Origin of the sequence: Brachybacterium sp. AOP3-A1-3 (genome assembly GCF_052378285.1) — a bacterium.
Lineage (GTDB): Bacteria > Actinomycetota > Actinomycetes > Actinomycetales > Dermabacteraceae > Brachybacterium.
In genome coordinates this window covers 1-25223 of sequence record NZ_JBQSXM010000013.1, presented here as the reverse complement: position 1 = coordinate 25223, position 25223 = coordinate 1, and the positions used below count along the sequence as shown (strand labels likewise).

17 protein-coding genes are annotated in these 25223 nt (G+C 68.8%); 7 read left to right on the top strand and 10 right to left on the bottom strand.

Annotation, left to right across the window (positions count from 1 at the left end):
* Positions 1 to 35: 35 nt before the first annotated feature.
* Positions 36 to 1433: a PrsW family intramembrane metalloprotease gene (locus tag ACT3T5_RS14915; RefSeq protein WP_444594765.1), complete on the bottom strand. Its 1398-nt coding sequence runs from the start codon at positions 1431 to 1433 to the stop codon at positions 36 to 38.
* Between the two features lie 281 nt (positions 1434 to 1714).
* Here ACT3T5_RS14915 and ACT3T5_RS14910 point away from each other — a divergent pair, with 281 nt between their 5' ends.
* Positions 1715 to 4399 carry an ATP-dependent Clp protease ATP-binding subunit gene (locus ACT3T5_RS14910; RefSeq protein ID WP_444594764.1) on the top strand — a complete coding sequence of 895 codons (2685 nt, stop codon included), beginning with the start codon at positions 1715 to 1717 and terminating at the stop codon, positions 4397 to 4399.
* A gap of 178 nt (positions 4400 to 4577) precedes the next feature.
* On the opposite strand, the gene ACT3T5_RS14905 is transcribed toward ACT3T5_RS14910, so the two are convergent.
* From ACT3T5_RS14905 to ACT3T5_RS14880, 6 genes are all read right to left on the bottom strand, one after another.
* The gene (locus tag ACT3T5_RS14905) at positions 4578 to 5795 is read right to left on the bottom strand and encodes a hypothetical protein (protein ID WP_444594763.1); all 1218 of its coding nucleotides are present in this window, start codon (positions 5793 to 5795) and stop codon (positions 4578 to 4580) included.
* Between the two features lie 151 nt (positions 5796 to 5946).
* Positions 5947 to 8904 (bottom strand): leucine--tRNA ligase, encoded by a 2958-nt coding sequence (gene leuS, locus ACT3T5_RS14900; protein ID WP_444594762.1) that lies wholly within the window; start codon positions 8902 to 8904, stop codon positions 5947 to 5949.
* Positions 8905 to 9169: 265 nt separating this feature from the next.
* On the bottom strand, positions 9170 to 10573 hold the full coding sequence (locus ACT3T5_RS14895; RefSeq protein WP_444594761.1) for an extracellular solute-binding protein: 1404 nt from the start codon (positions 10571 to 10573) through the stop codon (positions 9170 to 9172).
* Positions 10574 to 10757: 184 nt separating this feature from the next.
* Positions 10758 to 12179: an extracellular solute-binding protein gene (locus ACT3T5_RS14890; protein ID WP_444594760.1), complete on the bottom strand. Its 1422-nt coding sequence runs from the start codon at positions 12177 to 12179 to the stop codon at positions 10758 to 10760.
* On the bottom strand, positions 12176 to 13102 hold the full coding sequence (locus ACT3T5_RS14885; protein WP_444594759.1) for a carbohydrate ABC transporter permease: 927 nt from the start codon (positions 13100 to 13102) through the stop codon (positions 12176 to 12178). The genes ACT3T5_RS14890 and ACT3T5_RS14885 overlap by 4 nt, the downstream gene beginning before the upstream one ends.
* 16 nt (positions 13103 to 13118) lie before the next feature.
* The gene (locus tag ACT3T5_RS14880) at positions 13119 to 14141 is read right to left on the bottom strand and encodes a carbohydrate ABC transporter permease (RefSeq protein WP_444594758.1); all 1023 of its coding nucleotides are present in this window, start codon (positions 14139 to 14141) and stop codon (positions 13119 to 13121) included.
* A 205-nt stretch (positions 14142 to 14346) separates the two neighbouring features.
* On the opposite strand from ACT3T5_RS14880, the gene ACT3T5_RS14875 reads away from it, so the two are divergent.
* A complete protein-coding gene (locus ACT3T5_RS14875; protein WP_444594757.1) occupies positions 14347 to 15612 on the top strand; it encodes an ROK family transcriptional regulator in 1266 nt (421 codons plus the stop codon).
* Between the two features lie 14 nt (positions 15613 to 15626).
* On the opposite strand, the gene ACT3T5_RS14870 is transcribed toward ACT3T5_RS14875, so the two are convergent.
* The gene (locus ACT3T5_RS14870; RefSeq protein WP_444579157.1) at positions 15627 to 16553 is read right to left on the bottom strand and encodes an AEC family transporter; all 927 of its coding nucleotides are present in this window, start codon (positions 16551 to 16553) and stop codon (positions 15627 to 15629) included.
* Positions 16554 to 16770: 217 nt separating this feature from the next.
* A complete protein-coding gene (gene panD, locus ACT3T5_RS14865; protein WP_444579158.1) occupies positions 16771 to 17196 on the bottom strand; it encodes an aspartate 1-decarboxylase in 426 nt (141 codons plus the stop codon).
* A gap of 70 nt (positions 17197 to 17266) precedes the next feature.
* Here panD and ACT3T5_RS14860 point away from each other — a divergent pair, with 70 nt between their 5' ends.
* Both ACT3T5_RS14860 and ACT3T5_RS14855 read left to right on the top strand, forming a co-directional pair.
* A complete protein-coding gene (locus tag ACT3T5_RS14860; RefSeq protein ID WP_444594756.1) occupies positions 17267 to 19042 on the top strand; it encodes a DEAD/DEAH box helicase in 1776 nt (591 codons plus the stop codon).
* Positions 19039 to 20433 (top strand): L-serine ammonia-lyase, encoded by a 1395-nt coding sequence (locus tag ACT3T5_RS14855; RefSeq protein WP_444594755.1) that lies wholly within the window; start codon positions 19039 to 19041, stop codon positions 20431 to 20433. Before ACT3T5_RS14860 ends, ACT3T5_RS14855 begins: the two co-directional genes overlap by 4 nt.
* Here ACT3T5_RS14855 and ACT3T5_RS14850 read toward each other — a convergent pair.
* Entirely contained in the window at positions 20414 to 21526 is a 1113-nt protein-coding gene (locus ACT3T5_RS14850; RefSeq protein WP_444594797.1) for an AMP-binding protein, read from the bottom strand. The genes ACT3T5_RS14855 and ACT3T5_RS14850 overlap by 20 nt on opposite strands.
* Before the next feature lie 397 nt (positions 21527 to 21923).
* Between ACT3T5_RS14850 and ACT3T5_RS14845 the strand changes: the two genes are divergently transcribed.
* The 3 genes from ACT3T5_RS14845 (at position 21924) to acs (ending at position 25148) form a co-directional block, all read left to right on the top strand.
* On the top strand, positions 21924 to 22109 hold the full coding sequence (locus ACT3T5_RS14845; RefSeq protein ID WP_444579162.1) for a ribbon-helix-helix domain-containing protein: 186 nt from the start codon (positions 21924 to 21926) through the stop codon (positions 22107 to 22109).
* Between the two features lie 12 nt (positions 22110 to 22121).
* Positions 22122 to 22946, top strand: a complete 825-nt coding sequence (locus ACT3T5_RS14840; RefSeq protein WP_444594754.1) for a hypothetical protein — start codon at positions 22122 to 22124, stop codon at positions 22944 to 22946.
* Positions 22947 to 23168: 222 nt separating this feature from the next.
* A complete protein-coding gene (gene acs, locus ACT3T5_RS14835; protein WP_444579165.1) occupies positions 23169 to 25148 on the top strand; it encodes an acetate--CoA ligase in 1980 nt (659 codons plus the stop codon).
* Positions 25149 to 25223 lie beyond the last annotated feature (75 nt).

The window sequence follows — 25223 nt, the reverse complement described above, 5'->3', positions numbered from 1 at the left end:
CCTCGCGGTGCACCGCTCAACCTGCCGCGCACCGCTCAGGAGGAGTGCGACAGCAGCTCCTGACGGTTGCTCGTCAGGCGGTTGAGCAGCCGGGCCTCGATGCCGACCACCTTCGGGTTCGACCCGTCGGCAAGCAGGCGCTGACGGATCGACGCGAGGTCCGCACTCTCGCGGATGAACCTCTTCATCACGGGCTTCGCCCCGATCTGGGAGGCCCAGCGCTTGCCCTCGCTGCGGCCCTTCCAGGTCGCGAGCATGTCGACCTCCTCGTGGGTGAGCCAGCCCTGGTTCGCGTAGTCGCCCAGGCGGATGCGGGTCAGCCGGGACTCGTCCCAGATCAGCACGCCGATGAAGATCAACCAGAAGAAGGACAGCACCGCTTCTGCGGCGAACATGGCCACGATGAACAGCAGGGAGTTGTTCAGACCTGCCGAGAAATTCCACATCGCGTGCAGGAGCATGCCCGGTATCAACGCGGGGATGAACACGAGGAAGCCCATGATCGTGCCCCACTTGCGTGCCACGAAGCCGACGATGACGCCGGTCGCCGAGGTGTAGATCGCGTGGCCGAAGATGTTCAGCACGCCGCGCATGATGAACAGGATCAGCACCCCGAATCCGCCGTCGGATTCGAGCCCCCGGGTGTAGTAGAGGATGTTCTCGGTGAAGGCGAAGCCACCGCCGATGAGCGCGCCGTAGATCATGCCGTCCAGCGGGCCGTTGAAGTACCGGCGCGCCAGGATCATGAGCAGCAGCAGTCCCAGGCCCTTGGTGGTCTCCTCGACCAGGGGAGCGCTGATCACCGGGCCCACGAAGGCGACCGCGGCCTCGCTGCCGGTGACCACGTAGGTCAGGAAGCTGTTGAAGGTGTTGATCCAGTAGCTCGCGAAGGCGGCGATCGCCGCACCCCACAGCACGGCGACGACCAGCAGGGGGAAGGGCTGTGGATCCCAGCGGTCCGCCAGGAACATCACCAGGGCGATCACCAGCAGGGAGAACAGGGCGATGAAGGCCGTCACCGGCCACCACACCGGGTTGGCGCTCGACTCCGTGACGAACTTCAGGAAGAAGTAGCCCAGCACCAGGAGCAGGGCGATGCCCAGGACCACGACGACGAGCCAGACCAGGAGGCTGACGGCCGGGACCTTGGTGGCGTGCTGCGACACCTCCTGCACCCGACGCATCTGGGTGGACCAGGCGGACTGCGGCTGAGCCTGATCAGGTCGCTGGATCTGGGCCGGCGCGAAGCGGGCTGCGGTGAGGCCGGAGGCCGGTCGCATGGAGGTGTCCAGGGAGCGCGGATTGCCGTAATCGACGAAGCGCGGCTGGGACTGGAAGGCCGGCGCGCCGGAAGCGGTGGAGGTCGCGCCGGGACGAGGGCGTCCGTTGGGCATGAACTGACCGTCCTGCGGCGGGTTCGGGGGCTGGGTCATGAGGTCCTCGGTTTCGGCTGCAGAGACTGGGAGCTGATGGCGGACAGGGTGCGCAGATCGCGTCTGTTCCCCCACACGCGGCACACCCCGTAACGGGTGCGATGCTACAGGTGTCGGAGACCATGATCCCGGACCGGGGCCCGCCCGGGGGACGGTTGTGGACAACCGGCGATGTCCTCCTCGTCCCGGACGACGAGAGTCATCAGGGTTGAGCGGAATAGACTCAACTCTGAGGTCGTTGCACCCCTCGAGGCACCGTACAGACCCAGGGAAGGAGCACCGTGGAGTTCCAGTTCACCACCCGATCGCAGGAGGCCGTCACCGCGGCCGCCGAGAAGGCCGTCCAGCTCGGCAACCCCCAGATCAGCTCCATGCACCTCCTGTGGGTGCTGGCGACCCAGCAGGACGGCATCGGGCGTGCCGTGCTCACCGAGGTCGGCGCTGACCCCCAGGACGTCGCTCGGCGCGCCGAGCAGGCCGTGCTGGGGCTCCCGCAGGTCAGCGGCAGCGGTGCCTCGGGATCGCCCACCTTCGTCGGCACCGGCTTCGACGCCCTGGATGCGGCGCGCCGCGAGGCCGATGCCCAGCACCGGACCTATCTGTCCACCGAGCACCTGATGATCGGCATCGCGCTCGGCAAGGACGCGGCCTCCCGGCTGCTCTCCGCCGTCGGCGCGACGCCGGTGGCCCTTCGCGATGCCGTATCCCGACTGACTCCAGGAGATGAGCGCATGAACCAGATGGACTCCCAGAACCCCGAGGGCACCTTCAAGAGCCTCGAGAAGTTCGGCGTGGACCTCACCGAGCAGGCCGAGGAGGGCCGGCTGGACCCGGTGATCGGCCGCGACGCCGAGATCCGCCGCGTGGTGCAGGTGCTCTCGCGCCGCACCAAGAACAACCCCGTGCTGATCGGTGAGCCCGGTGTCGGCAAGACCTCCGTCGTCGAGGGGCTCGCCCAGCGCATCGTCGCCGGGGACGTCCCCGATTCGCTGCGCGGCAAGCGCCTGATCTCGCTGGACCTCTCCTCGATGGTCGCGGGGTCGAAGTACCGCGGTGAGTTCGAGGAGCGGATGAAGGCGGTGCTCGACGAGATCCGCACCAGCAACGGCCAGGTCATCACCTTCATCGATGAGCTCCACACCGTCGTCGGCGCCGGGGGCAGCGGCGACGGCTCGATGGACGCGGGAAATATGCTCAAGCCGATGCTCGCCCGGGGAGAGCTGCGGATGGTCGGTGCGACCACGCTGGACGAGTACCGCGAGAACATCGAGAAGGATCCTGCGCTCGAGCGCAGGTTCCAGCAGGTCTACGTCGGAGAGCCCAGTGTCGAGGACACCATCACGATCCTGCGCGGGCTCAAGGACAAGTACGAGGCGCACCACAAGGTGTCCATCACGGACGCTGCGCTGGTGGCCGCCGCGACGCTGTCCTCGCGTTACATCTCCGGCCGGCAGCTGCCCGACAAGGCGATCGACCTGGTCGACGAAGCCGCGTCCCGCCAGCGCATGGAGCTGGACTCCTCCCCGGAGCAGCTGGACATCCTGCATCGCCAGGTGGACCGCCTGAAGATGGAGGAGCTGGCTCTGGCCGGCAGCGAGGATCCGGGCAGCATCGCCCAGCTCGAGTCGGTGCGGTCCCAGCTCGCGGATCGCTCTGAGCAGATGACGGCGCTCTCGGCGCGCTGGGAGCGGGAGAAGGCCGGCCTGAACCTGGTCGGTGATCTGAAGGCCCGGCTCGAGTCGCTGCGCATGCAGGCTGATCGGGCCCAGCGGGAGGGTGACCTCACCGCGGCGTCCAAGATCCTCTACGGCGACATCCCCGAGCTGAAGATGCAGCTGGTGGACGCCGAGGAGAACGAGGCGGCCGGAGGGGTCGAGGGTGATCGTCCGCTGGTCTCGGACCATGTCGGGCCCGACGACATCGCCGATGTGGTGGGCAGCTGGACCGGGATCCCCGCCGGCCGCCTGCTGCAGGCGGAGAGCCAGAAGCTGCTGGAGATGGAGGACCTGATCGGTCAGCGACTGATCGGGCAGAAGAGCGCGGTCGCGGAGGTCTCCGATGCCGTGCGCCGTTCGAGGGCCGGGATCGCCGACCCGAACCGGCCGACGGGGTCGTTCCTGTTCCTGGGCCCCACGGGTGTGGGCAAGACCGAGCTCGCCAAGGCTCTCGCCGACTTCCTCTTCGACGACGAGCGGGCGATGGTGCGCATCGACATGTCGGAGTACGGGGAGAAGCACACCGTCTCGCGGCTGGTGGGTGCTCCTCCGGGATATGTGGGCTACGACGAGGGCGGCCAGCTCACGGAGGCCGTGCGGCGCAGGCCGTACTCGGTGGTGCTGCTCGATGAGATCGAGAAGGCGCACCCTGACGTGTTCGACGTGCTCCTGCAGGTGCTCGATGACGGGCGCCTCACCGATGGGCAGGGCCGTACGGTCGACTTCCGCTCCACGATCCTCATCCTCACCTCGAACCTCGGCGCGCATGTGCTCCAGGACCAGACGCTCGAGGAGAGGGACAAGCACGAGCGGGTGATGCAGGTGGTGCGGGCCTCCTTCAAGCCCGAGTTCCTCAACCGCCTGGACGATGTGGTCATGTTCGACGCCCTCGACCGCGAGCAGCTCTCCCGCATCGTCACCCTGCAGATCGCGGAGGTCGCCGCCCGCCTCGAGGACCGTCGGATCGAACTGACGGTGGACGAGACGGCGACACGGTGGCTGGCGGCCGAAGGCTTCGATCCGATGTACGGGGCCCGACCGCTGAAGCGGTTGGTCCAGAAGGAGATCGGCGACGGCCTCGCGCGACTCATCCTCAAGGGCGAGGTGCACGATGGGCAGACGGTCTCGGTGGCTGCTCGCGAGGACGGTCCCGGCCTCACGCTGCAGGTCCTCCAGGACACGGATGCCGCTGACTCCGAGGATCCCGGGACGGCGGAACCCGACGCTGAGCGACCGGCATCTGCCGACTGATCTCAGGTACCGACGGCCCGGACGGCGCAGCCCCTCGGCGGCGGGGAGAGGAGATCACCTCCCCGCCGCCGGGGGCCCTGCTGCCGGGGGCTTCCTGTCGCCGGGGGCTCCCTGTCGCCGAGAGAACCTGCCGCTCGGGGCACCACCAGCAGCGGCGCAGAGCCCGAACCGTTACGGATCACTTCGGGTCCCACGGGAGAGGGGCGGCGCTGCGGCGGGCGTCGTACCAGCGCTCGGAGTCCAACAGTCCGTCCTTGACCCCGGTGACCTGGTCTCCGAGGTCGTGCGCGGAGGCCTCCACCGAGCGGAGCGGTTCCGCGGCGGCCGGGCTGAACGGCTCGATCGCATCGGCCGCATGGCCTGCCATGTCGCCGCCGACGTCGGGGAGCTCCCACAGCGGTGAGGCCGTCGCGATGGTCCCGAGTCCCTCGAAGTTGCGGTAGATGCCGCGCTCGCCGGCTCGGATGGCGGCATCGAGGTCGCCGTTGCCCACGGCGTCGCTCACCTCGACGGTCGTCTGCCCGGCATTGGCCACCATCATGTCCAGCCCGTCCGCTGCCTGCCCGATCGTGGAGTTCTCGCCGATCAGGAGAGAGGTCCCCGACTGACCGACCCGTGCGAGGTCCACGGCGGGGACGAGGGACTCGTAGCCGTGCTCCACGAGCGTCTCCTCGGCGCCGTCCAGGAACCTCCCCTTCAGATCGTGCAGTCCCATCAGCTGCTGAGCCTCAGAGGCTCCGGGGACATGGCCGAGCACCTCCTGCCGCACCGTCGTGCCGTTGTCGAGGGCATCCTGCGAGAGGTCGTACTCCTCGCCCTCGGGCAGGTCGTGCCGACCGAACGGATCCTGGGAGGCGAACGGTCCGCCGATGCCAGGCATACCGTCAGGGAACGTGATTTCGGGGAACCAGCTCGGCTTCTCTGGCAAGGGGGCACGGAAACCCGGGTCGACCTCGGGGAACGGACTGAATTCCGGGCTGAGGGGCAGGCCCCACCTCGAGGTGGTGGCGGGCTCGTCGCCGGATCCGCCCCCGGCGAAGGGATTCGCCCCCGCGACTTTGTCCCGGAGCGGGACGGGCAGCAGGTCGGTGATGTCCGCGCGCACCGCGACGAGGGGATTGGTGCCGGTGTCGGCCTGGGAGGCTGTCGTCTGCTGGGAAGACTCTTCGTCCAGCTGTCGTGAGAGCTCTCGCAGGATCCCGCACAGGTCGGTGCCCTCCGTGGCCACGGCGCCTGTCCGTGCCCGGTGCGCCTCGGCATCCGGCCCGATCCACTCGGCGGCGTCGGAGGCGCTGCGCAGGAGTCGGAAGAGCTCGATCAGCTGCTCCGCCTTCTCGACGAGCTTCTCCGCGATCTCGTCCATGTGCACGGTGTCGCATCCCCAGATGGTGTCCATGCGGCGACCGTAGTCAGCAGGGCCGTCCGTTCGTCGGGTCCTCACCGGCAGTGTGGATGACGGGGCGTTGTGGAGGAAAGGGTGTGCAGCGACGAAGCGGCCCCGGGACACCGAGGTCCCGAGGCCGCTGCATCGTGCGGAGACGTCGTGATCAGACCACGATGTTCACGATCTTCGGGGCGCGCACGATGACCTTGCGGACGGTCTGGCCCTCGAGGACCTCCTGCACCCGCGGCTCGGCCATGACACGGGCCTCCAGATCGGCCTCGGAGATCTCCGGGTCGACCTCGATCTTGTGGCGCACCTTGCCCTTGACCTGGACGACGCAGGTGACCATATCGGCCTTGACCAGCGCCGGATCCGCCACCGGGTAGGAGACACGCGAGATGGACTCGTCGTGGCCCAGGCGGGACCACAGCTCCTCCGCCAGGTGCGGGGCCAGCGGCGAGACCATCAGCACCAGCGGTTCGACGGCCTCGCGCGGCGCGGCCCCGACCTTGGTCAGGTGGTTCACCAGCTCGATGAGCTTGGCGATGGCCGTGTTGAAGTGCATCTGGGCCATGTCGCGGCTGACCCCGTCGATGGCTCGGTGCGTGGCCTGCTGGGTGGCGAGGTCCGCCGGCTCGTCGGAGACCGTGAGGTCGCCGGACTCCTCATCGACCACCAGACGCCACAGCCGCTGCAGGAACCGCTGCGAGCCGACCACGGCCCGGGTCTCCCACGGGCGCGAGAGGTCCAGCGGACCCATCGACATCTCGTACACGCGCAGGGTGTCCGCGCCGTACTCCTCGTACATGTCGTCGGGAGCGACCGCGTTCTTCAGCGACTTGCCCATCTTCCCGTACTCCTGGGTGACGCTCTCGCCCTGGTACGTGAAGGTGCCGTCGGCCTCGGCGACGACCTCCTCGGCCGGGACGTACACGCCCCGGGAGTCGGTGTAGGCGTAGGCCTGGATGTACCCCTGGTTGAACAGACGGTGGAACGGCTCCTGGCTGGAGACGTCACCCCGGTCGAAGAGGACCTTGTGCCAGAAGCGCGCGTACAGCAGGTGCAGCACGGCGTGCTCGACGCCGCCCACGTAGAGGTCCACACCGCCCACGCCGCCGTCCTCGCGAGCGCCCAGCCAGTACTCCTCGTTCTCGCGGCGCACCAGGACGTCGTCCTCGGTGGGGTCGATGTAGCGCAGGTGGTACCAGGAGGAACCGGCCCACTGCGGCATCGTGTTGGTCTCGCGGTGATAGGTCTTCAGGCCCTCGCCCAGGTCCAGCTCGACGGTGGCCCACTCGGTGGCGCGCGAGAGCGGGGTCTGCGGCTCGGTGTCCGCGTCCTGGGGGTCGAAGGTCTTGGGGGAGAAGTCGGCGACCTCGGGGAGATCCAGCGGTAGCATCGACTCCGGCAGCGGGATCGGCACCTCGGGGTTCTCCGGGTCGTAGACCACCGGGAAGGGCTCGCCCCAGTAGCGCTGGCGGGAGAACAGCCAGTCCCGCAGGCGGTACGTGGTGCGGGCGCGGCCGAAGCCCTTGTCGCTCGCGTACTGGGTCGCGCGGGCCTTCGCCTCGTCCTTGTCCAGGCCGTCGAGGTCGAGATCGGCGTTGGCGGAGTTGATCTTCTCGCCCTCGCCGGTCCAGGCGCCGCCCTCGAAATCGGCGGGCGGCCGCACCGTGCGGATGATGGGCAGGTCGAACTTCGTGGCGAAGGCGTGGTCGCGCACGTCCTCCGCGGGCACGGCCATGATCGCGCCGGTGCCGTAGCCGGTCAGCACGTAGTCCGCGGTGAACACGGGCAGCTCGCGGCCGTCCATCGGGTTCGTCGCGACCAGGCCGGTGAACACCCCGGTCTTCTCGCGGTCATCGGCCGTGCGCTCGTCCTCGCCCAGCGCGGCGGCGCGGGCCCGATAGGCCTCGACCGCTTCGCGCGGGGTGGCTGCTCCGCCGGTCCAGGACGCTGCGGTGCCCTCGGGCCAGGAGGCAGGCAGGGCCGAGGGGTCCTGCAGCAGCGGATGCTCGGGGGAGAGCACGCAGAAAGTGGCCCCGAACAGCGTGTCCGCGCGGGTGGTGAAGACGTCGAAGGAGGCGTTCGGGTCCGTCGCGACGCCGGCGGTGGGGAAGGTGATCTGTGCGCCGTGGCTGCGACCGATCCAGTTGCGCTGCATCGAACGGATCGACTCGGGCCAGTCCACCCGGTCCAGGTCGTCGATCAGGCGGTCCGCGAAGGCGGTGATGCGCATGTTCCACTGGCGCAGGCGCCGGGTGAAGACCGGGAAGTTGCCGCGCTCGGAGCGGCCCTCGGCAGTGACCTCCTCATTGGCCAGCACGGTGCCCAGGCCCGGGCACCAGTTCACCGGCGTCTCGGAGATGTAGGTCAGGCGGAAGGCATCGGCCAGCTGCGAGATCTCGGCGTCGGAGGCGGCGGAGACGTCGGCGGGGGAGCGGTCCGACCAGGTCGTGGGCAGATCGATGCTCTGGCGGTCCGCCAGCGCGAAGGGGTCCACGGTGCCGGCGCGCAGCTCGTCCCGCAGCTCGGCGATGGGACGGGCCCGGCCGGTGACGCCGTCGGCGTTCGGCGCCTCGGGGTCGTACCAGGAGTCGAAGATGCGCAGGAAGATCCACTGCGTCCACTTCACGAACGCAGGGTCGGTGGTGGCCAGCGACCGGCGGGAGTCGTGGGACAGTCCCAGCCGATGCAGCTGACGGCGCATGTTCGCGACGTTCGACTCGGTGGTCGTGCGCGGGTGGGTGCCGGTCTGGACGGCGTACTGCTCAGCCGGCAGGCCGAAGGCGTCGTAGCCCATCGTGTACAGGACGTTCTTGCCCATCATCCGCTGGTGGCGGGCGACGACGTCGGTCGCGATGTACCCCAGCGGGTGGCCCACGTGCAGCCCCGCCCCGGAGGGGTAGGGGAACATGTCCATGATGTACATCTTCTCGGCGGCCTCCGCGGAACCGGCGGCCGACGCGGACACCGCCTGCTCGAGGGACTCGACCTCGCCGCGCAGCTCGCCGACGGGATTGTCGGCGTAGAAGGTGCCGTCCTCGTCCCAGCGCTGCTGCCAGCGGCGTTCGATCTCGTCCGCCACGGCGGCGGTGTAGCGGTACGGGGCCTCGCTCATGGGTGAATCGTCCTCCGAAGGATCGGTGCGGCAGATGCCGTCAGGTGTCGCGTGACATGAAAAAACCCTCGCGCAGGCGAGGGGAGCCGCGTCGGTGCCCGCACAGGCACACCAGCGCGCTCAGGAGCGCGGGGCGGGCGCGGGCCTTGTCCGACGCGGCTGCATAAGCAGAAGCCGTCGTGTCACGTGTTCATCGTACCGCGCCCTCGTGGTGACCAGAGTGCGGTCACCACGAGGGCGCAGGAGGACACGGTGGGGCGGGCGATCAGCCCTGGGGCAGCTTCAGATTGGGGTCCGGTTCGCCGAAGCCCTCGGGGAGCGAGAAGGGGACGAACTGCTGCATCGTGGGATCCACGTAGTGCTGTGCCTCCTTCACCAGGTTCTCCGGGGTGTCGGACGCCTGGGTCAGGCTGCCCTGCATGGTCTCCATGGCGTCCCACAGCTTCGTCCCGACCGGCAGGGGAGGGCGGGACTGTGTGACGTCCAGGAGCTCGACGAAGAACTCGATCCTCGGATCCCATCCCTCCGGGTCCGCGATGGTCTCGAGATTCGTCGGGATGCCGGTGAGCGGCGGCATGAGGATCTTCTGGCCCTCGTAGCCCGCGTAGAACTTCATCAGCTCCCAGGCCGGCTTCGACATGCTCGACCCCTTGGGCATCGCCAGGGCGAATCCACCGGACCAGCTGAAAGGGTCATCGCCGTCGGAGGGCACAGGAAGGTAGGTTACGCCGTAGTTCATGTCGGGCTTGTAGTCCGCGAGGCTGCGCACGGCTCCGGGGTTCGTGATCTGGAACAGCTGACGGTCCGAGAAGAACGACGTCTGGGCAGGTGGCGCGTTCGGCGGCTGGTAGGTCGCCTTGAACGCATCCATGCGTGGGAAGTCCAGCTTCTCGATCCACCCGGCGTACATCGTCGCGACGTCGAGCATCTCCGGGGAGTCCAGGAGCATGTGGCCGGTGGAGTTGTCGAAGAAGGGGACGTCGGCGGCCATCGCCCACATGATCAGCTTCGCCTGATCGTCCCAGGGGATCCAGGTGACGCGTTCGTACGTCCCGCGCTCGTCCTGCACGTTGAAGGAGTCGTTGATCTCCCACAGCTGGTCATAGGTCATGGGGCCGTTCTTCGGGTCGAGCAGCGCGGGGTCGATGCCCGCCTCCGTCGCCAGATCCATGTTCACGTACATGGCGCGGGTATCCGTGGACGTCGGCAGTCCGAAGTACTGGCCATCGTAGTGGAGCTCGTCGGTGGCGAAATTGATCCACCCCGACATGAACTCCTCCGAGCTGACTCCCTCCTGCTCCTCGATGAGACCGTCGATGGACTCGAGGAGCCCGAGGGAGGCGAACTGAGGTGCGTTGAAGCGGTCCATCCAGTAGAGGTCCGGCCCCGTTCGGCCGCGGATCGCCGTGATGACGCTGGACGCATCTCCTTCGCCGTTCGAGGGCACCTGGGAGACCTCGACCTTCACGTCCGGGTGCTGCTCGGAGAAGGCCTCGAGGACTGTCGCCTCCTTCTCGGCATCCGCGGCGCCGAGGCCCCAGAGCTTCACGGTGTTCGGGTCGCGCTCCTTTCCGACGCGATGGTTCGAGCAGCCGACGATCGCGCCGCCGGCAATGGTCACGCTCGCGCCGGCGCCGAGGGCGCGGAGCAGGGTTCGTCGATCGATCATTGACTTCCTCTGAGGGTGGTTCCAGTGAGGGGACGGCTGTGGATGAGAGCTGGTCGGTGGTCCGACGGCATCCCCCGGCAGCGGAACGCGTGCTTGTGCTGGTGGGCGGACGTCGTCGGAGCGGGGCGGAAGTTCGAGGACTTCCGCCCCGCTCCGGGACGGTCGGGCCGGGTGACGGACAGGATCAGGCGTCCACGGCCTTTTCGACGTCCTTGACGTCGAAGTTCGGATCCGGTTCCCCGAATCCTTCGGGCAGGGAGACCGGGCAGAACTGCTGCATCGTCGGGTCCACGTAGGCCTGTGCCTCCTGAACGAGGTTCTCCGGGGTGTTGGAGCCCTCGTTGAGGCTGCCCTGCATGGTGAACATCGCGTCCCACAGCTTGGTGCCGACCGGCAGCGGCGGACGCGACTTGGCCACGCCCATCAGCTCCACGAAGAAGGAGATGTCCCGGTTCCAGCCCTTGGGATCCTTGACAGTCTCGATGTTCGTGGGAATGCGGCTGATCTGGGGCATGAGGATTTTCTGGCCCTCGTACCCGGCGTAGAACTTGAAGAACTCCCAGGACGCCTTCGACATGCTTGCGCCCTTGGGCATCGCCAGGGCGAAGCCGCCGGCCCAGGTGAAGGGGTCGTCGCCCTCATTCGGCACGGGGAGATAGGTGACCCCGTACTTCATGTCCGGCTTGTAATCCGCCTGACCCTGCACGCCCCACGGGCCGGTGATCTGGAACAGCTGACGGTCCGAGAAGAACGAGGTCTGGGTAGGTGGCGCGTTGGGCGGCTGATAGGTCGCCTTGAACGCGTCGAGCCGGTGGAAGTCCAGGCGCTCGATCCACCCGGAGTACATCTTCGCGACCGCGAGCATCTCGGGAGAGTCCAAGAGCGTGTGGCAGGTCTTGTTGGAGAAGAACGGCACGTCATTGGCCATGGCCCACATGAGCAGCGAGGCCTGGTCGTCCCAGGGGATCCACGTCACCCGCTCGTAGGTTCCACGGTCGTCCTGGACGTTGAACTGGTCGTTGATCTCCCACATCTGGTCGTAGGACATCGGGCCGTTCTTCGGATCCAGCAGGGCCGGGTCGATGCCCGCCTTGTCCGCGAGATCCAGGTTGACGTACAGGCCACGGGTGTCCGTGTCCATCGGGAGACCGTAGTACTGGCCGTCGTAGAACAGCTCGTCGGTGGCGAACTTGACCCACCCGGACATGAACTCCTCGGGACTGACCCCCTCGTGCTCCTCGATGAGGCCGTCGATCGGCTCGAGGAGACCGAGAGAGGCGAACTGCGCCCCGTTGAACCGGTCCATGAAGTAGACGTCAGGTCCCGTACGACCGCGCACGGCCGTGATGACGCTGGAGGCATCGCCCTGACCGTTCGAGGGAACCTGGGAGATCTGGACCTTGATATCGGGATGCTTCTCCGTGAAGGCCTCGACGACCTTCGCTTCCTTCTCCTGGTCCGAGGCCCAGATTCCCCAGACCTTCACGACGTTGGGGTCGCGTTCCTCGCCGACGGGTCGGTTGGTGCAGCCGACGATCGAGCCGCCGGCGATGGTCACGCTCGCGCCGGCGCCGAGGGCGCGCAGCAGGGTTCGACGATCGATCACTTGAAGCCTCCGAGAGTGATGCCGCTGATGAAGTAGCGCTGGAACATGAAGAACAGGATCACCAGCGGCAGCAGCACCAGGAAGGATGCGGCCATGAGCAGGTTGAACTGGATGTCCTGGGAGTTCACGGAGCGGAACACCTGCATACCGATGGAGAGCGTCTGCTTGCTCGTGTCCTGCAGGTAGATCAGCGGTCCCATGAAGTCGTTCCAGGTGCCGACGGCCGCGAAGATCGCGATGACCGTGACGGCCGGGCGTGCGGTGGGGAATACGATCCTCCAGGCGATGGCCCATTCGCTGGCACCGTCCACGCGCGCCGCGTCCATCATGTCCTTCGGGGTCTGCAGCATGAACTGCCGCAGGAGGAAGGTGAAGAACCCTCCGGCGAACAGTGCCGGTGCGATCAGCGGCACCCAGGTGTTGACGAATCCGAGACCCGCCCACATGTCGAACATGGGGATCAGGGTGACCGGGAACGGCAGGAACAGGGTGGCCAGCACGATGAAGAACACCTTGTTGCGGCCCGGCCACTCGATGCAGGAGAAGCCGTAGGCCACGATGAAGTTCGAGACCACGCTGAAGACCACCACGCTGATCGTGATGATCGCGGTGTTCCGGAAGAAGGTCCAGAATGGCATCACCGTGACGGCGTCGGCGAAGTTCTGCCACCGGAACTCGGTGGGGAACAGGGTGGGTGGGAACTGTGCAAGCTCCTCCGGCGTCTTGAGTGCGGAGATCAGCATCCAGTACAGCGGGAGGGAGAACAGGACGAGCACGACGAGCATCACGAGGCGTGACACCCATTTGCCGACCGGTCCCTGACGGGAGCCGTCGGGGTTGCGGCCGTAGTTCGACCGCGACTTGATCTTGGTGGGGGACTGACCGAGATTCTGCGTCCCGGTCTCGAGAGTATTGATAGCCATGGTTATGTTCTGCTCCTCAGCCGGCCGACACGTCGTAGTTCACGAACCGGCGCGAGAGCCAGTAGATGAGTCCGGCCAGCAGCATGCCGAACAGGAACAGCAGCACGGCCAGCGCGGACGCGAAGCCCAGCTGCCCGTACGAGAAGGCGTTGCGGTACAGGTACAGCATGTAGAACAACGTGGAGTTGTCCGGACCGCCGTTGGTCATGATGAACGCCTCGGTGAACACCATCATCGCGCCGGAGACGCCCGTGATCAGGTTGAACAGGATCGTCGGGGTCAGCAGCGGGACGGTGATCGAAAAGAACTGGCGCATGCGGCTCGCCCCGTCGATGCGGGCGGCCTCGTAGAGCGTCTCGGGGATGTTGCGCAGGCCTGCGAGGTAGATGAGGGCGGCGTTGCCCGCACCCAGCTGGGCCATCACGATCATCACGATCTTCGCGTAGCGCGGCTCGCCCAGCAGGTTCGTGTCCGGCATGCCGAACAGCCCCAGGAACTGGTTGACGATGCCGAACTGGGGGTTCACGAACACGATGAAGATGAAGGACATCGCGAACATCGGGATCAGCGAGGGCAGGTACAGCAGCGTGCGGTAGATCGCCACCTCCCGCACGTTGCGGTTCATCGCCAGGGCCAGCAGGAGGGCGATGATCAGGCCGATCGGCACCGCCAGCAGCATGTAGTACACGGTGTTGCCGACCGAGGTGTGCACCATCGGGTCGGCGAACGCGGCGATGTAGTTCTTGAACCCGATGAACGTCGGGGACTGCATGCCCGAGTACTGCGTCAGGCTGATCACGAAGGAGTAGATCAACGGGTAGATCACGAAGACGGCGACCCCGATGATCCACGGGGAGATGAAGAGCAATCCCACCCGGAGATTGCGCTTCTCGCGCCCGGTGAGCTTCCTCTTGGCGGGTTTTCCGCCGGTGCCGTTCCGGGCGCTGGGCCCGCTTCGCGCAGTGCGGTCTGCGACGGGGCCGGCGCCGGATGATCCGGCCCGCGGTGTGTCCGTGGCAATGGCTTCGCTCGCGCTCATCGCTCTCCCTTCGGGTACTCACCGCGCCGCCATCGGAGCGGTGGAACGGAACGCCAGGCATCGGTGCCTTCGTGGGTGTGCCGACCTCGGCGCACGGACCACGCTGTTCCTGTGAGGTAGGTTACTCACACCGATGGACTAATGCAATAACCGCTTAAGCGATATCGTCGTCGGGCAGGCGTCAGGCGAGGTGAGGAGGGGTGGGATGCGCGGATCATCGATGACGGACATCGGCGAGTTCAACGAGAAGCTGGTGCTCCAGACGATCCGCAGCGCCCCGGAGGGCATCGGGCAGGCCGATGTGGTCCGGCGCAGTCATCTCTCCCGGCAGGCGGTCTCCCTGATCACGCGCCGCCTGCTGGCGGACGGGCTGATCGAGCAGGCCGGACGGCGGATCTCCGGCCCCGGCAAGCCGCACACGCTGCTGCGGGTGGTCGCCGATGCGCGCCTCGCGATCGGGGTGCACCTGGACCCCGCCCACATCACCGTCGTGGTCTGCGACCTCGCGGCCCGTCCCGTGGCCAGAGCGACCCTCGAGCCGCCGACGGAGGATCCTCAGGCCGACATCGCACGCATCGCCGACGCGATCGGGGCCCTGACCCGATCCCTCGGGGCACGGCCGTCGGAGCCCGTCGAGGACCCCGCCGAGCGGAACGAGCGGGCCGATGCCCAGGAGGCCCTGCCCGCCGGCCGTCGGCTGCTCGGGATCGGCATCGCGGCCCCGGCCGGTCTCGATGCCGAGGCCGGCATCCTGCGCGATCCGCCGTGGATGCCCGGCTGGCGCGATGTCCCGGTGGTCGACGCGCTGAGCGCGGCGACAGGGCTCCCGGCGATGCTCGACAAGGACACCAACGCCGCCCTCACCGGGGAGATCTGGTCGCGGCATCTCGATGCGTCGCAGACCGTCCTGTACCTCTATGTCGGGCATGGCGTCGGCTCCGCGATCAGCGCCAACGGACGGGTGCACCGCGGCGGCAGCACGCAGGCCGGGGAGATCGGGCACCTGCCGATCGGCCGGGCGGAGGAGATCTGCTCCTGCGGCCGCGCCGGCTGCCTCAGCCTCTACACCGACGCTCATGTCCTGGTGGGCAGCGCGCGCTCTCTCGGCGTCCCTCTGCCAGCCGGCGACGACATGACCGCCGCGCTCGCGGCCCTCTCGCAGGCGGCGGAGGATGGCTCGGACCCGGCACGGAGCGTCATCGCCGACCACGGCAACGCCCTGGGTGCCGCGGTGCGGCTCCTGGCGGGTATCCACGACCCGCGACGGATCATCATCGGCGGTCCGACCTGGCCCGCTCTGAGGTCCGTGGGCACCGCGCAGGTGCAGGAGGCTCTGGCGGACTGGTTGGTCGAGGGCCGCGCCGTGGTGGAGAACTCGCAGCTCGGCGATGACGGCGGGGCGATCGGTGCGGCGAGCCTGTTCCTCGACCAGGAGCTGGCGCCCGGCACTCCGGGCCCGTCCCCGTTCTGAGTGATCTTCGGCGGTCAGACGCCGAGCACGCCGGAGATCAGGAGCAGCACCACGACCGTCCCGATCGTCGTGATCAGAACAGTGTCCCGAGCGAGGTTCTCCGCGGCTCGGTAGCGGGCGGCGGCGACATAGACGTTCTGCGCCGTGGGCAGCGCGGCCATCACCACGACCTCGTAGAGCGAGTGCCCGGACAGCCCGAACAGCAGGCCGATGCCGAGCGCGATGAGGGGCATCACGAGCAGCTTCGCGCTCGAGGAGACGGCGATCAGGCCGCGATATCCGTCGTCCTTCGCGAGGGGCCGGGAGCCGTGCAGGGACAGCCCGTAGGCGAGCAGCATCGCGGGGATGGCCATGTCGGCGAGGGACTGGATCGGCTCGAGCACGACGTCCGGGACCTTCGCGCCGAGCACGGCGAGCAGCATGCCCACCGCGGCGGCGATGATCGTGGGATTCGCGCCGATGCTGCGCGCCACGCCCCGGGGGCCGAGCGATTCCTTCTCCGTGATCTGGTGGAGCACGAACAGGTACAGCGGGTTGTAGACGGCCTGCTGGAAGAGGATCACCGGCAGGGCATGGGAGATGTCCCCGAGCACATAGGCGGCGATGGGGAAGCCCATGTTCGCCCCGTTGACCACGGAACCGCTGATCGCCGCGACCACCAGCTCGGTGCCCCGGCGCTTCGTGAACAGCCGCACGCCGAGGACCAGCAGACCGCCGGTGGCCAGCCCCGAGATGCCTGCGACAGCCATCGGCACGGAGAAGATCTCGCGCAGGTCCGAGCTCAGCAGGCCCACGAGGACCAGGGCGGGGGAGGCGATGAAGAAGGTCGCCCGGTTCAGCACATAGCGGCCGTGGGGCCCGAGGACGCCCGTGCGACCTGCCACCCAGCCCACGGCGATGAGAGACCAGACGATGAAGAACCCGGCCAGGACCCCGGTCACAGCAGGGGAGGGGGCTGGGCGGTGTTCACGGGGGAGATCCTAGACGTCGAGCGGGAAAGGGGCTTCCCGTGTCCACCGGTTGCCGCGGCCGGACGGATGGGCGATCGCGAGGTACCGGGGCGGAGTGCCGAAGCGAGGTGCCGTGGCGACGTGCCGAGGCGAGGTGCCGGGACGGAGTGCGAGGCGAGGTGCCGAGGCGGAGTGCCGTGGGGACGGCTCAGAGCATGCCGTGCGACTCGCGGCCGCAGAGCTGGTCCGGCATCCCCGGGACGGGCTGTGCGCCGTCGTCGCCGATCGCGACGATGCGGTTGCTCTCGTCGACATGCACCACGCGGGGCCGGTGCGAGGAGATCTCGGTCTCGTCGAGCTGGCCGTAGGCCATGAGGATCACGAGGTCACCGGGGGCCACGAGATGGGCGGCGGCGCCGTTGATGCCGATCACGCCGCTGCCGCGCTCGCCCTCGATCACATAGGTGGTGAGGCGGTGACCATTGGTGATGTCCACGATCGTGACCTGCTCGTTCTCGACGAGACCGGCCGCCTCGGTGAGAACGGGGTCGATCGTCACCGAGCCCACGTAGTGCAGGTCTGCCTGCGTGACGGTGGCTCGGTGGATCTTCGAGGTCATGAGTGTGCGCAACATCGTCCTTCCAGTCTCCCACGGTCGGCACATGCGGGATGATGGCGGTGTTCGTATCGTCAGGAGGATCACCATGCCCAAGGCCCGTCGTCGTTCCGCCCACAGTGGGGAACGTTTCGAGGACATGGCTCTGCCCGATGAACTGATCGGCGTCCTCGCCGATCAGGGACTCGAGCGGGCCTTCGAGATCCAGTCGGCGATCCTGCCGGATGCTCTGGCAGGACGCGACGTCCTGGCACGCGCAGAGACCGGCTCGGGCAAGACCCTCGCCTTCACCCTGGCGATGACCTCACGCTTCCGCGGGCGCAAGGTGCACCGCAAGCGCCCGCTGGGCGTCGTGCTGGTCCCCACGCGTGAGCTCGCCGTCCAGGTCGTCGACACCATCCACCCCTTCGCCCGCGCGGTCGGGGTGAAGGCGCAGCTCGTCGCCGGCGGGATGAACATCGAGAAGCAGGCCGACGCGATCAACCGCGGCGTCGGGATCGTCGTCGCGACACCGGGGCGTCTGATCGACCTCGCCGAGCGCGGCGCGCTCCAGCTGGACCTCGTCGAGAGCACGGTCGTCGACGAGGCGGACCACATGGCCGACCTCGGCTTCCTGCCCGATGTGCGCGACATCCTCGCCGCCATCCCGATGGGCACCCAGAAGATGCTGTTCTCCGCCACGCTCGACGGCCAGGTCGAGGAGATCGTCGACACCTTCCTGGTCGACCCCGTGAGCCACGAGACGACCCCGGTCAGCGCGGCCGTGACCACGATGGATCACCACGTGCTCGCGATCGAGCCGTCGGCCAAGCGGTCGGTCACCGCGCAGCTCGGCGCCCGCGAGGGCCGCACCCTGATGTTCACCCGCACCCAGCTCGGCGCCGAGCGCGTCGCCCAGGAGCTGCTCGAGGTCGGCGTGCGCGCGGCCGCGCTGCACGGCAACAAGCAGCAGGGGCTGCGCATCAACGTGCTGGCCGGCTTCCGCGAGGGTGCCTATCCGGTGCTCGTCGCGACAGACGTCGCGGCCCGCGGCCTCCACATCGATGACGTCACGATGGTGGTCCACGTCGACCCGTCCGACGATCTCAAGGAGTACGTGCACCGCTCCGGTCGCACGGCCCGCGCCGGCGCAACGGGCGTGGTGGTCACGCTGGCTCTGCCGCACCAGGTGAACAGGACCCGCGGGATCATCCGCGACGCCGGGGTCGAGGCCACCTGGGCGGATGTCGCGACCGCGGAGGACCCGGCGCTCGAGCTGCTCGGAGGGCAGGATCCCGCCGGGGAGCCCGCGGAGGACCCGGCGCTCGTGAAGTACAAGGGCGCGCCCCGCAAGCTCGACATCGGACGCACCTCCGGGGCGGATGCCCGTCGTGCCGAGGAGCGCCGTGCGAACGAGGAGCGCCGCGCCTCCTGGGAGGAGGATCCCGCGACCGAGGGGACGAATGCCGGGGGTCGTGGGGGCCGCAGCGCTGGAGGTCGCACTGCCGGAGGACGCTCAGCTGGTGGTCGCGGTGCTGGTTCTCGTGGTGGCGGTGCCGGGGACCGCGGCGCCGGTACGAGGACTCGAGGCGCGCGCGGGGACGCCGGCGCCGCGGAGTCTCGCCAGGGCGGGCCGCGGTCTGGCGGTGGTCGCGCGGTCGGTGGCCGTCGTGGACAGCGCACTGCGGAGGCCGCCGGGCGGGACGCCCAGGACCGCGGCCGAGGACGTGGTGGTGCAGGCCGGGACGGCGCCGGCGAGCGCGGCGGCCAGGCCGGCGGTCGCGGAGGCAAGGGCGGCACCGGGAAGGGTGGTGCCGGGAAGGGTGGCGCGCGAGGCAGCTCCGGTGCCCCGTCCCGCAGCCCACGTCGAGGAGGCGGACGGTGAGCATCAGCACGTTCGACCTGTTCAAGATCGGTATCGGGCCCTCCAGCTCGCACACGGTCGGTCCGATGCGCGCGGCGGCCCAGTTCGCCCACGACGTGCTCGAGGACGAACAGGTCGGGCCGCGGGTCGCCCAGGTGGAGGTGCACCTGTACGGGTCGCTCGCCGCCACCGCCACAGGGCACGGCACCCTGGACGCCGTGGTCATGGGTCTGGAAGGCTCTGATCCCGAGACCGTCGACCCGATCTCCGGGCGGGAGCGCGTGGCCAGGATCGAGGCCGAGGGCGGATTGCTGCTGGGCGGCCGGCTCGAGGTGGATCTGCGACCTTCTGCCATCGTGCTGCACCCTCTGACCTTCCTGCCCCAGCACTCCAACGGGATGACCTTCATGGCCCTGGACGCCGCGGGCGAGGAGCTCGTGCGTCGGCCCATGTTCTCCGTCGGAGGCGGCTTCGTGGTCGACGAGGCGGATATGGGCCGCTCGATCGCCGAGGTCGCCGCGGAGGGTGAGGGCAGCGCGATCTTCACCACCGGCGACGAACTGCTGCGGGTGTGCGAGGACCAGGGCATCTCCGTCTCCGAGGCGATGCTGCAGCGCGAGCGCCAGTGGCGCAGCGACGAGGAGATCCGCTCCGGCCTGCTCACCATCTGGCAGTCCATGGACGACTGCATCCGGCGGGGCACCGCCACCAGCGGGACCCTTCCCGGCGGGCTCGAGGTCAAGCGCCGCGCCGCCTCCTGGTACGACTCGCTGAGCGCCGAGGACCCGGTGCGCCTGCCGATGAACGCCTTCGAGTGGGTCTCCCTCGCCGCCCTCGCGGTGAATGAGGAGAACGCCGCCGGCGGCCGCGTCGTCACCGCGCCCACCAACGGCGCCGCGGGAATCATCCCGGCGGTGCTGTTCTTCGCGACCACCTACATCGACGGGGTCGACCCCGACGAGATCGCCGTGCGCTTCCTGCTCACGGCCGGCGCGATCGGCTCCCTGTACAAAGAGCACGCCTCGATCTCCGGCGCGGAGGTCGGCTGCCAGGGCGAGGTCGGCTCGGCCTGCTCGATGGCCGCCGCGGCCCTGTGCGAGGCGATGGGCGGCAAGCCCGCCCAGGTCGAGAACGCCGCCGAGATCGCGATGGAGCATAATCTCGGGCTGACCTGCGACCCCGTCGGCGGTCTGGTGCAGGTTCCCTGCATCGAGCGCAATGCCATGGCCGCGGTCAAGGCGATCACCGCGGCACGGTTCGCGCTGCGCGGCACCGGCGAGCACTTCGTCTCCCTGGACACGGTCATCGAGACCATGCGTCAGACCGGCAAGGACATGAACGAACGCTACAAGGAGACCGCGATGGGCGGTCTCGCGGTCACCGCGGTGCCCGTCAGCGTCCCGGACTGCTGAACCGCACCTCGCGCGGCACCGACGCCGCGCCGAGATGATCTCGGACCAGAGCACGCAGCTCCTCCGGGAGCGGAGCGGCGTCCGCCGGGATCCCCGCAGGTAGCGTCACCTCGGCGACGGTGCACGGTCCGAGCTCCGCATCATGCACGACCCGCAGCTGGACTGCGGTGACTCCCGGGTGGGTGCGCAGCAGGCGCACCACGGCGATCGGATCGTGCACCATGCCGCCCGGGCTGAGGGCGTCATCGGTGCGGCCGGTGATCCGGACGGTGCCGTCGGTGTCGATCTCACCTCGATCGGTGAAGAACGTGCGCCCCGCGGTGAACGGGGTGCGGGCCAGCAGCCGGCCGTCGCGCTCGCGCAGGCGGATGCCGCGCAGCGGGCGGCCGTCGACGGCGAGCGGGCCCGTCTCCGCCGTGCCGTAGACGTCGTGCACACGCGCTCTGAAGTGCCGGGACAGATCGGCTCGCAGCTGCGGGGACAGGACATCGGATCCGGAGATCACGCGCTCCATGCGGACCGGCCGGTTCCCGCCCAGCTCGCGGTCGGCGAGCATGAGCTCGACCAGATGGACTGGGGCGCCGGCGAGCAGGTCCATGGCGTGCCGATGCAGCAGATCCACCCGCTCGGCGGCCGGAAGATGGGACAGATCCAGCAACGGGCAGCCGAGAGCGAGGGCACCGAGCGCCACCAGGAGTCCGTGCCCGTGCACCCCGGGGGCGGCGCTGGCCACCCGGCGACCCGGGCGCAGGCCGATCCGTCGGCCGAGATCCAGCAGGGTGAGGAACTGCGACGGCGTGAGCGGGCCTCGGCGCCGCGGCGAGAGGTGCTCGGTGACACCGCTGGATCGCAGCTCGAGCGGGGCATCGCTGGAGAGCGCGGTGACTATGATCTGTCGCAGCGGCGCGTGCGCCGGAAGCAGGTTCCACGGGGAATGGCCGCGTCCCGGCAGTGCCGATCCGGGACGATGCCGATACAGCTGCGCCTGAGCGAGCAGCTCTTGCGCCGTGAGCGTGCCGAACCTGTCGATGAGCACCACCGCGCGCGGTGCCAGGGCGACCCGCGCACGCAGGGTGGCCGAGACCGGGAGCATCTTCACCGGGCCACCTCCTCCTTCACGATTCCCACTGCGACCATCACGTCGAATCCCACCATTATTCCGCCCGGGAGACTCACCAGGAGCCGCAGCGAGAGGCACCAGGAGAGAGAATTCGATCCCGCACGCCGGGCTCATGGGCGGCGCGCGCCGCGAGATGCATCAGATGCCGGTCCGTGGGCACGCCATCCTCGGAATCGACCGTGTGCTGGCACAGGGGGCCGGTCAGATCCGATGGCGACGATCGAGACCGCTCGGACGAGCCGGCTCCGGCGATGACAACTGGGAGACGGCGGCATCGAGGGCCCCGAGATCCCACGATAGTCCCACTGCCTGCGTCTCCGCCGATCTGCCCGGCCCTTGAACTCGGTGGCAAGGATGCTAGCATTCTGGCATGGTAGATGCTTCGGATTCCTCCGCCCGTGCACCCAAGGTGCAGTTCAACGTGTACCTGCCCAAGGGCCTCGTGGTCGCGGTCAAGCACCGCGCGATCGATGAGTCCACCAGCCTCAGCGCCCTCGTCGAGACCGCGCTGACGCAGTACCTCACCCCCTCCACCACCCAGCGCGACGACGCCTGAGGAGATATCGACATGACCGAACATCCTGCTGCAGCCCACCGAACCACCCCGGATCCCCGTGCCTTCGCGGTGTTCCCGCTGCGGTTCACAGCGAACCCTCGCGCGCTCATCGACTTCCTCTGCGTCGTGGGGATGGCCCCGCTGCTGACCTCGCCGAGTGATCAGTACGCCGAGCTCGTCGCCGGCGGCGGTGGTCGCGTGATGGTCCATTCCGCATCGACCTCGGCGACGCTCTCCCCGGCCGGGGAGACCCAGCTGAGCATGGTCGTGCGCTCCGCCGACGCCGCGGCCGAGCAGCTGCGCGAGGCCGGGCTCGAGGTGACGGTCTGGGACGAGGCCTATGGGCGCCAGGGGAACATCGCCGGGCCTCATGGCGAGGCGATCGGCCTGAACGAGGATCAGGAGGACCACTACGGCTACGTCGCCCATGACGGCGCTGGAGCGGACGCCCGGCTGTCCGTGGTCGCCGTCCGAGCCAGCGCCGTAGGGGCCGAGCGGGACCGTGACGTCGAGTTCTTCGGTGCCCTCGGATTCGTTCCGGCCGACGCGGGCAGTCCGTCCTACCGGGCCCTCGTGAACCCGGGTTCCGGCGGGATCGGCCTGCACGCCTCGGCCGAGGGGGAGTCGGCCTCCAGGCCCGGAAGGGACTCGGCCCATCCAGATCTGCGGATCCCGCTCGTCCACCTCGGCTTCACGACCACCGAGGATCTCGGGGAGCTTGCCGCGCGGCTCACGGCGAGCGGTCATCCCGCGCGTCTGGTCGAGGGTGGGGCGGTGCGCAGCGTCCATGTCACCGATCCTGACGGTCAGCACCTGGAGATCCACCCCGCGGTGTGACACGGGGTGCTCGGGTCGCGTCGGGCGTCATCCCTCGGGCCTCGGGCGTCACTCCTCGGCCTCGGGCGAAAAACATCAGCGACGAGTCGTCAGTCGTCATACCGGGCATCAGACGTCGGACGTCCACGCGGTGGACCGTGCCCGTGACGTGGGTCTCCTGCGATACGGTTGGCGCGTCCGTTACGCCCCGGCGGCCCCGGGGCCCGTGAACCAGGAGTACTCATGACTGACGACGCCGCCACCGGGATCGAGAACCTCTCCCAGGAGACCCGCACCTTCTCCCCCTCCTCCGAGTTCGTCCAGAACGCGGTCGGCCGCCCCTCCCTCTACGAGGAGGCCGAGCGCGACAGACTGGCCTTCTGGAGGGCGCGGGCGAGCCTGCTCAGCTGGAAGACCCCCTTCACCGAGACCCTCGACTGGACCGATCCGCCGTTCGCGAAGTGGTTCGCCGACGGCACCTTGAACGCCGCCTACAACTGCGTGGACCGGCATGTGGAGTCCGGGCACGGAGAGCAGGTCGCGCTGTACGCCGAGTATGAGGACGGCTCCGATGCGACCTTCACCTACGCCGAGGTCAAGGACGAGATCAGCAAGATGGCGAACGTCCTGACGGACCTCGGGGTGAAGACCGGCGACCGTGTCGCCATCTACCTGCCGATGATCCCGGAGGCGACCTTCGCGATGCTGGCCTGCGCCCGTATCGGCGCCCCGCACTCCCTCGTCTTCGGCGGCTTCAGCGCCGACGCCCTGCGTTCGCGCATCGAGGACGCCGATGCGCGGGTCGTCATCACCGCCGACGGCCAGAACCGCCGCGGGAAGCAGCTGCCGCTGAAGCCCGCCGTCGACGAGGCGCTCGCCGGCGGCGGCGACAGCGTCGAGAAGGTCCTCGTGGTCCGTCGCACCGGTGGCGACGTCGAGTGGACCGAGGGTCGCGACGTCTGGTGGCACGAAGCCCGCGAGAGCGCGTCCACCCAGCACGAGCCCGTCTGGGTGGAGGCGGAGCACCCGCTGTTCATCCTCTACACCTCCGGCACCACCGGGAAGCCCAAGGGCATCATCCACACCACGGGCGGGTACCTCACGCAGGCCGCGTACACCCACCGCGCCGTCTTCGACATCAAGCCGTCCTCGGACGTCTACTGGTGCACGGCGGACGTCGGCTGGGTCACCGGCCACACGTACGTGGTCTACGGGCCGATGGCCAACCGCACCACCCAGGTGATCTACGAGGGCACGCCGGACAGCCCCCACCAGGGTCGGTGGTGGGAGATCATCGAGAAGTACAAGGTCACCCAGTTCTACTCCTCGCCCACGGCGATCCGTACCGCGATGAAGTGGGGCGAGGAGATCCCGGCGAAGTTCGACCTGTCCTCGCTGCGTCTGCTCGGCAGCGTCGGAGAGGCGATCAACCCCGAGGCATGGATGTGGTACCGCCGCGTGATCGGCGGGGACCGCTGCCCGATCGTCGACACCTGGTGGCAGACGGAGACCGGCGGCATCATGATCTCCCCGCTGCCGGGCATCACCTCGACCAAGCCGGGCTCGGCGCAGGTCGCGCTGCCCGGCATCAGCGCAGACGTCGTCGACGAGTCCGGGAAGCCGGTCGCGAACGGCGAGGGCGGCTACCTGGTGATCGACAAGCCGTGGCCGGGCATGCTGCGCGGCATCTGGGGCGACCCGGAGCGCTTCAAGGAGACCTACTGGTCGCGGTTCGAGGGGATGTACTTCGCCGGCGACGGCGCCAAGCGCGACGAGGACGGCGACATCTGGCTGCTGGGCCGCGTGGACGACGTCATGAACGTCTCCGGGCACCGCCTGTCGACGATGGAGATCGAGTCCGCCCTGGTCAGCCACGAGTGGGTGGCCGAGGCCGCGGTGGTCGGCGCGAACGACGAGACGACCGGGCAGGCGCCGGTCGCCTTCGTGATCCTGCGCTCGGGCAATGACGAGGCGATCTCCGCCGCCGGTGGCGAGGAGAAGGTGCCCGAGATGCTCCGTGCCCACGTGGGCAAGGAGATCGGCCCGATCGCCAAGCCCAGGAAGGTGCTCGTGGTCTCCGAGCTGCCGAAGACCCGTTCCGGCAAGATCATGCGCCGCCTGCTGCGGGACGTCGCCGAGAACCGTGAGGTCGGGGACACCCAGACCCTCGCCGACGCGTCGGTCATGGACCTCATCCAGAAGGGACTGGGCGGCAAGGACTGACCCACGGCTCCGTCTCCGGAGCTCGCTCCGTCCACGGAGCACGATCACGGGCGGGGGCCCCCGGTGATGACCGGG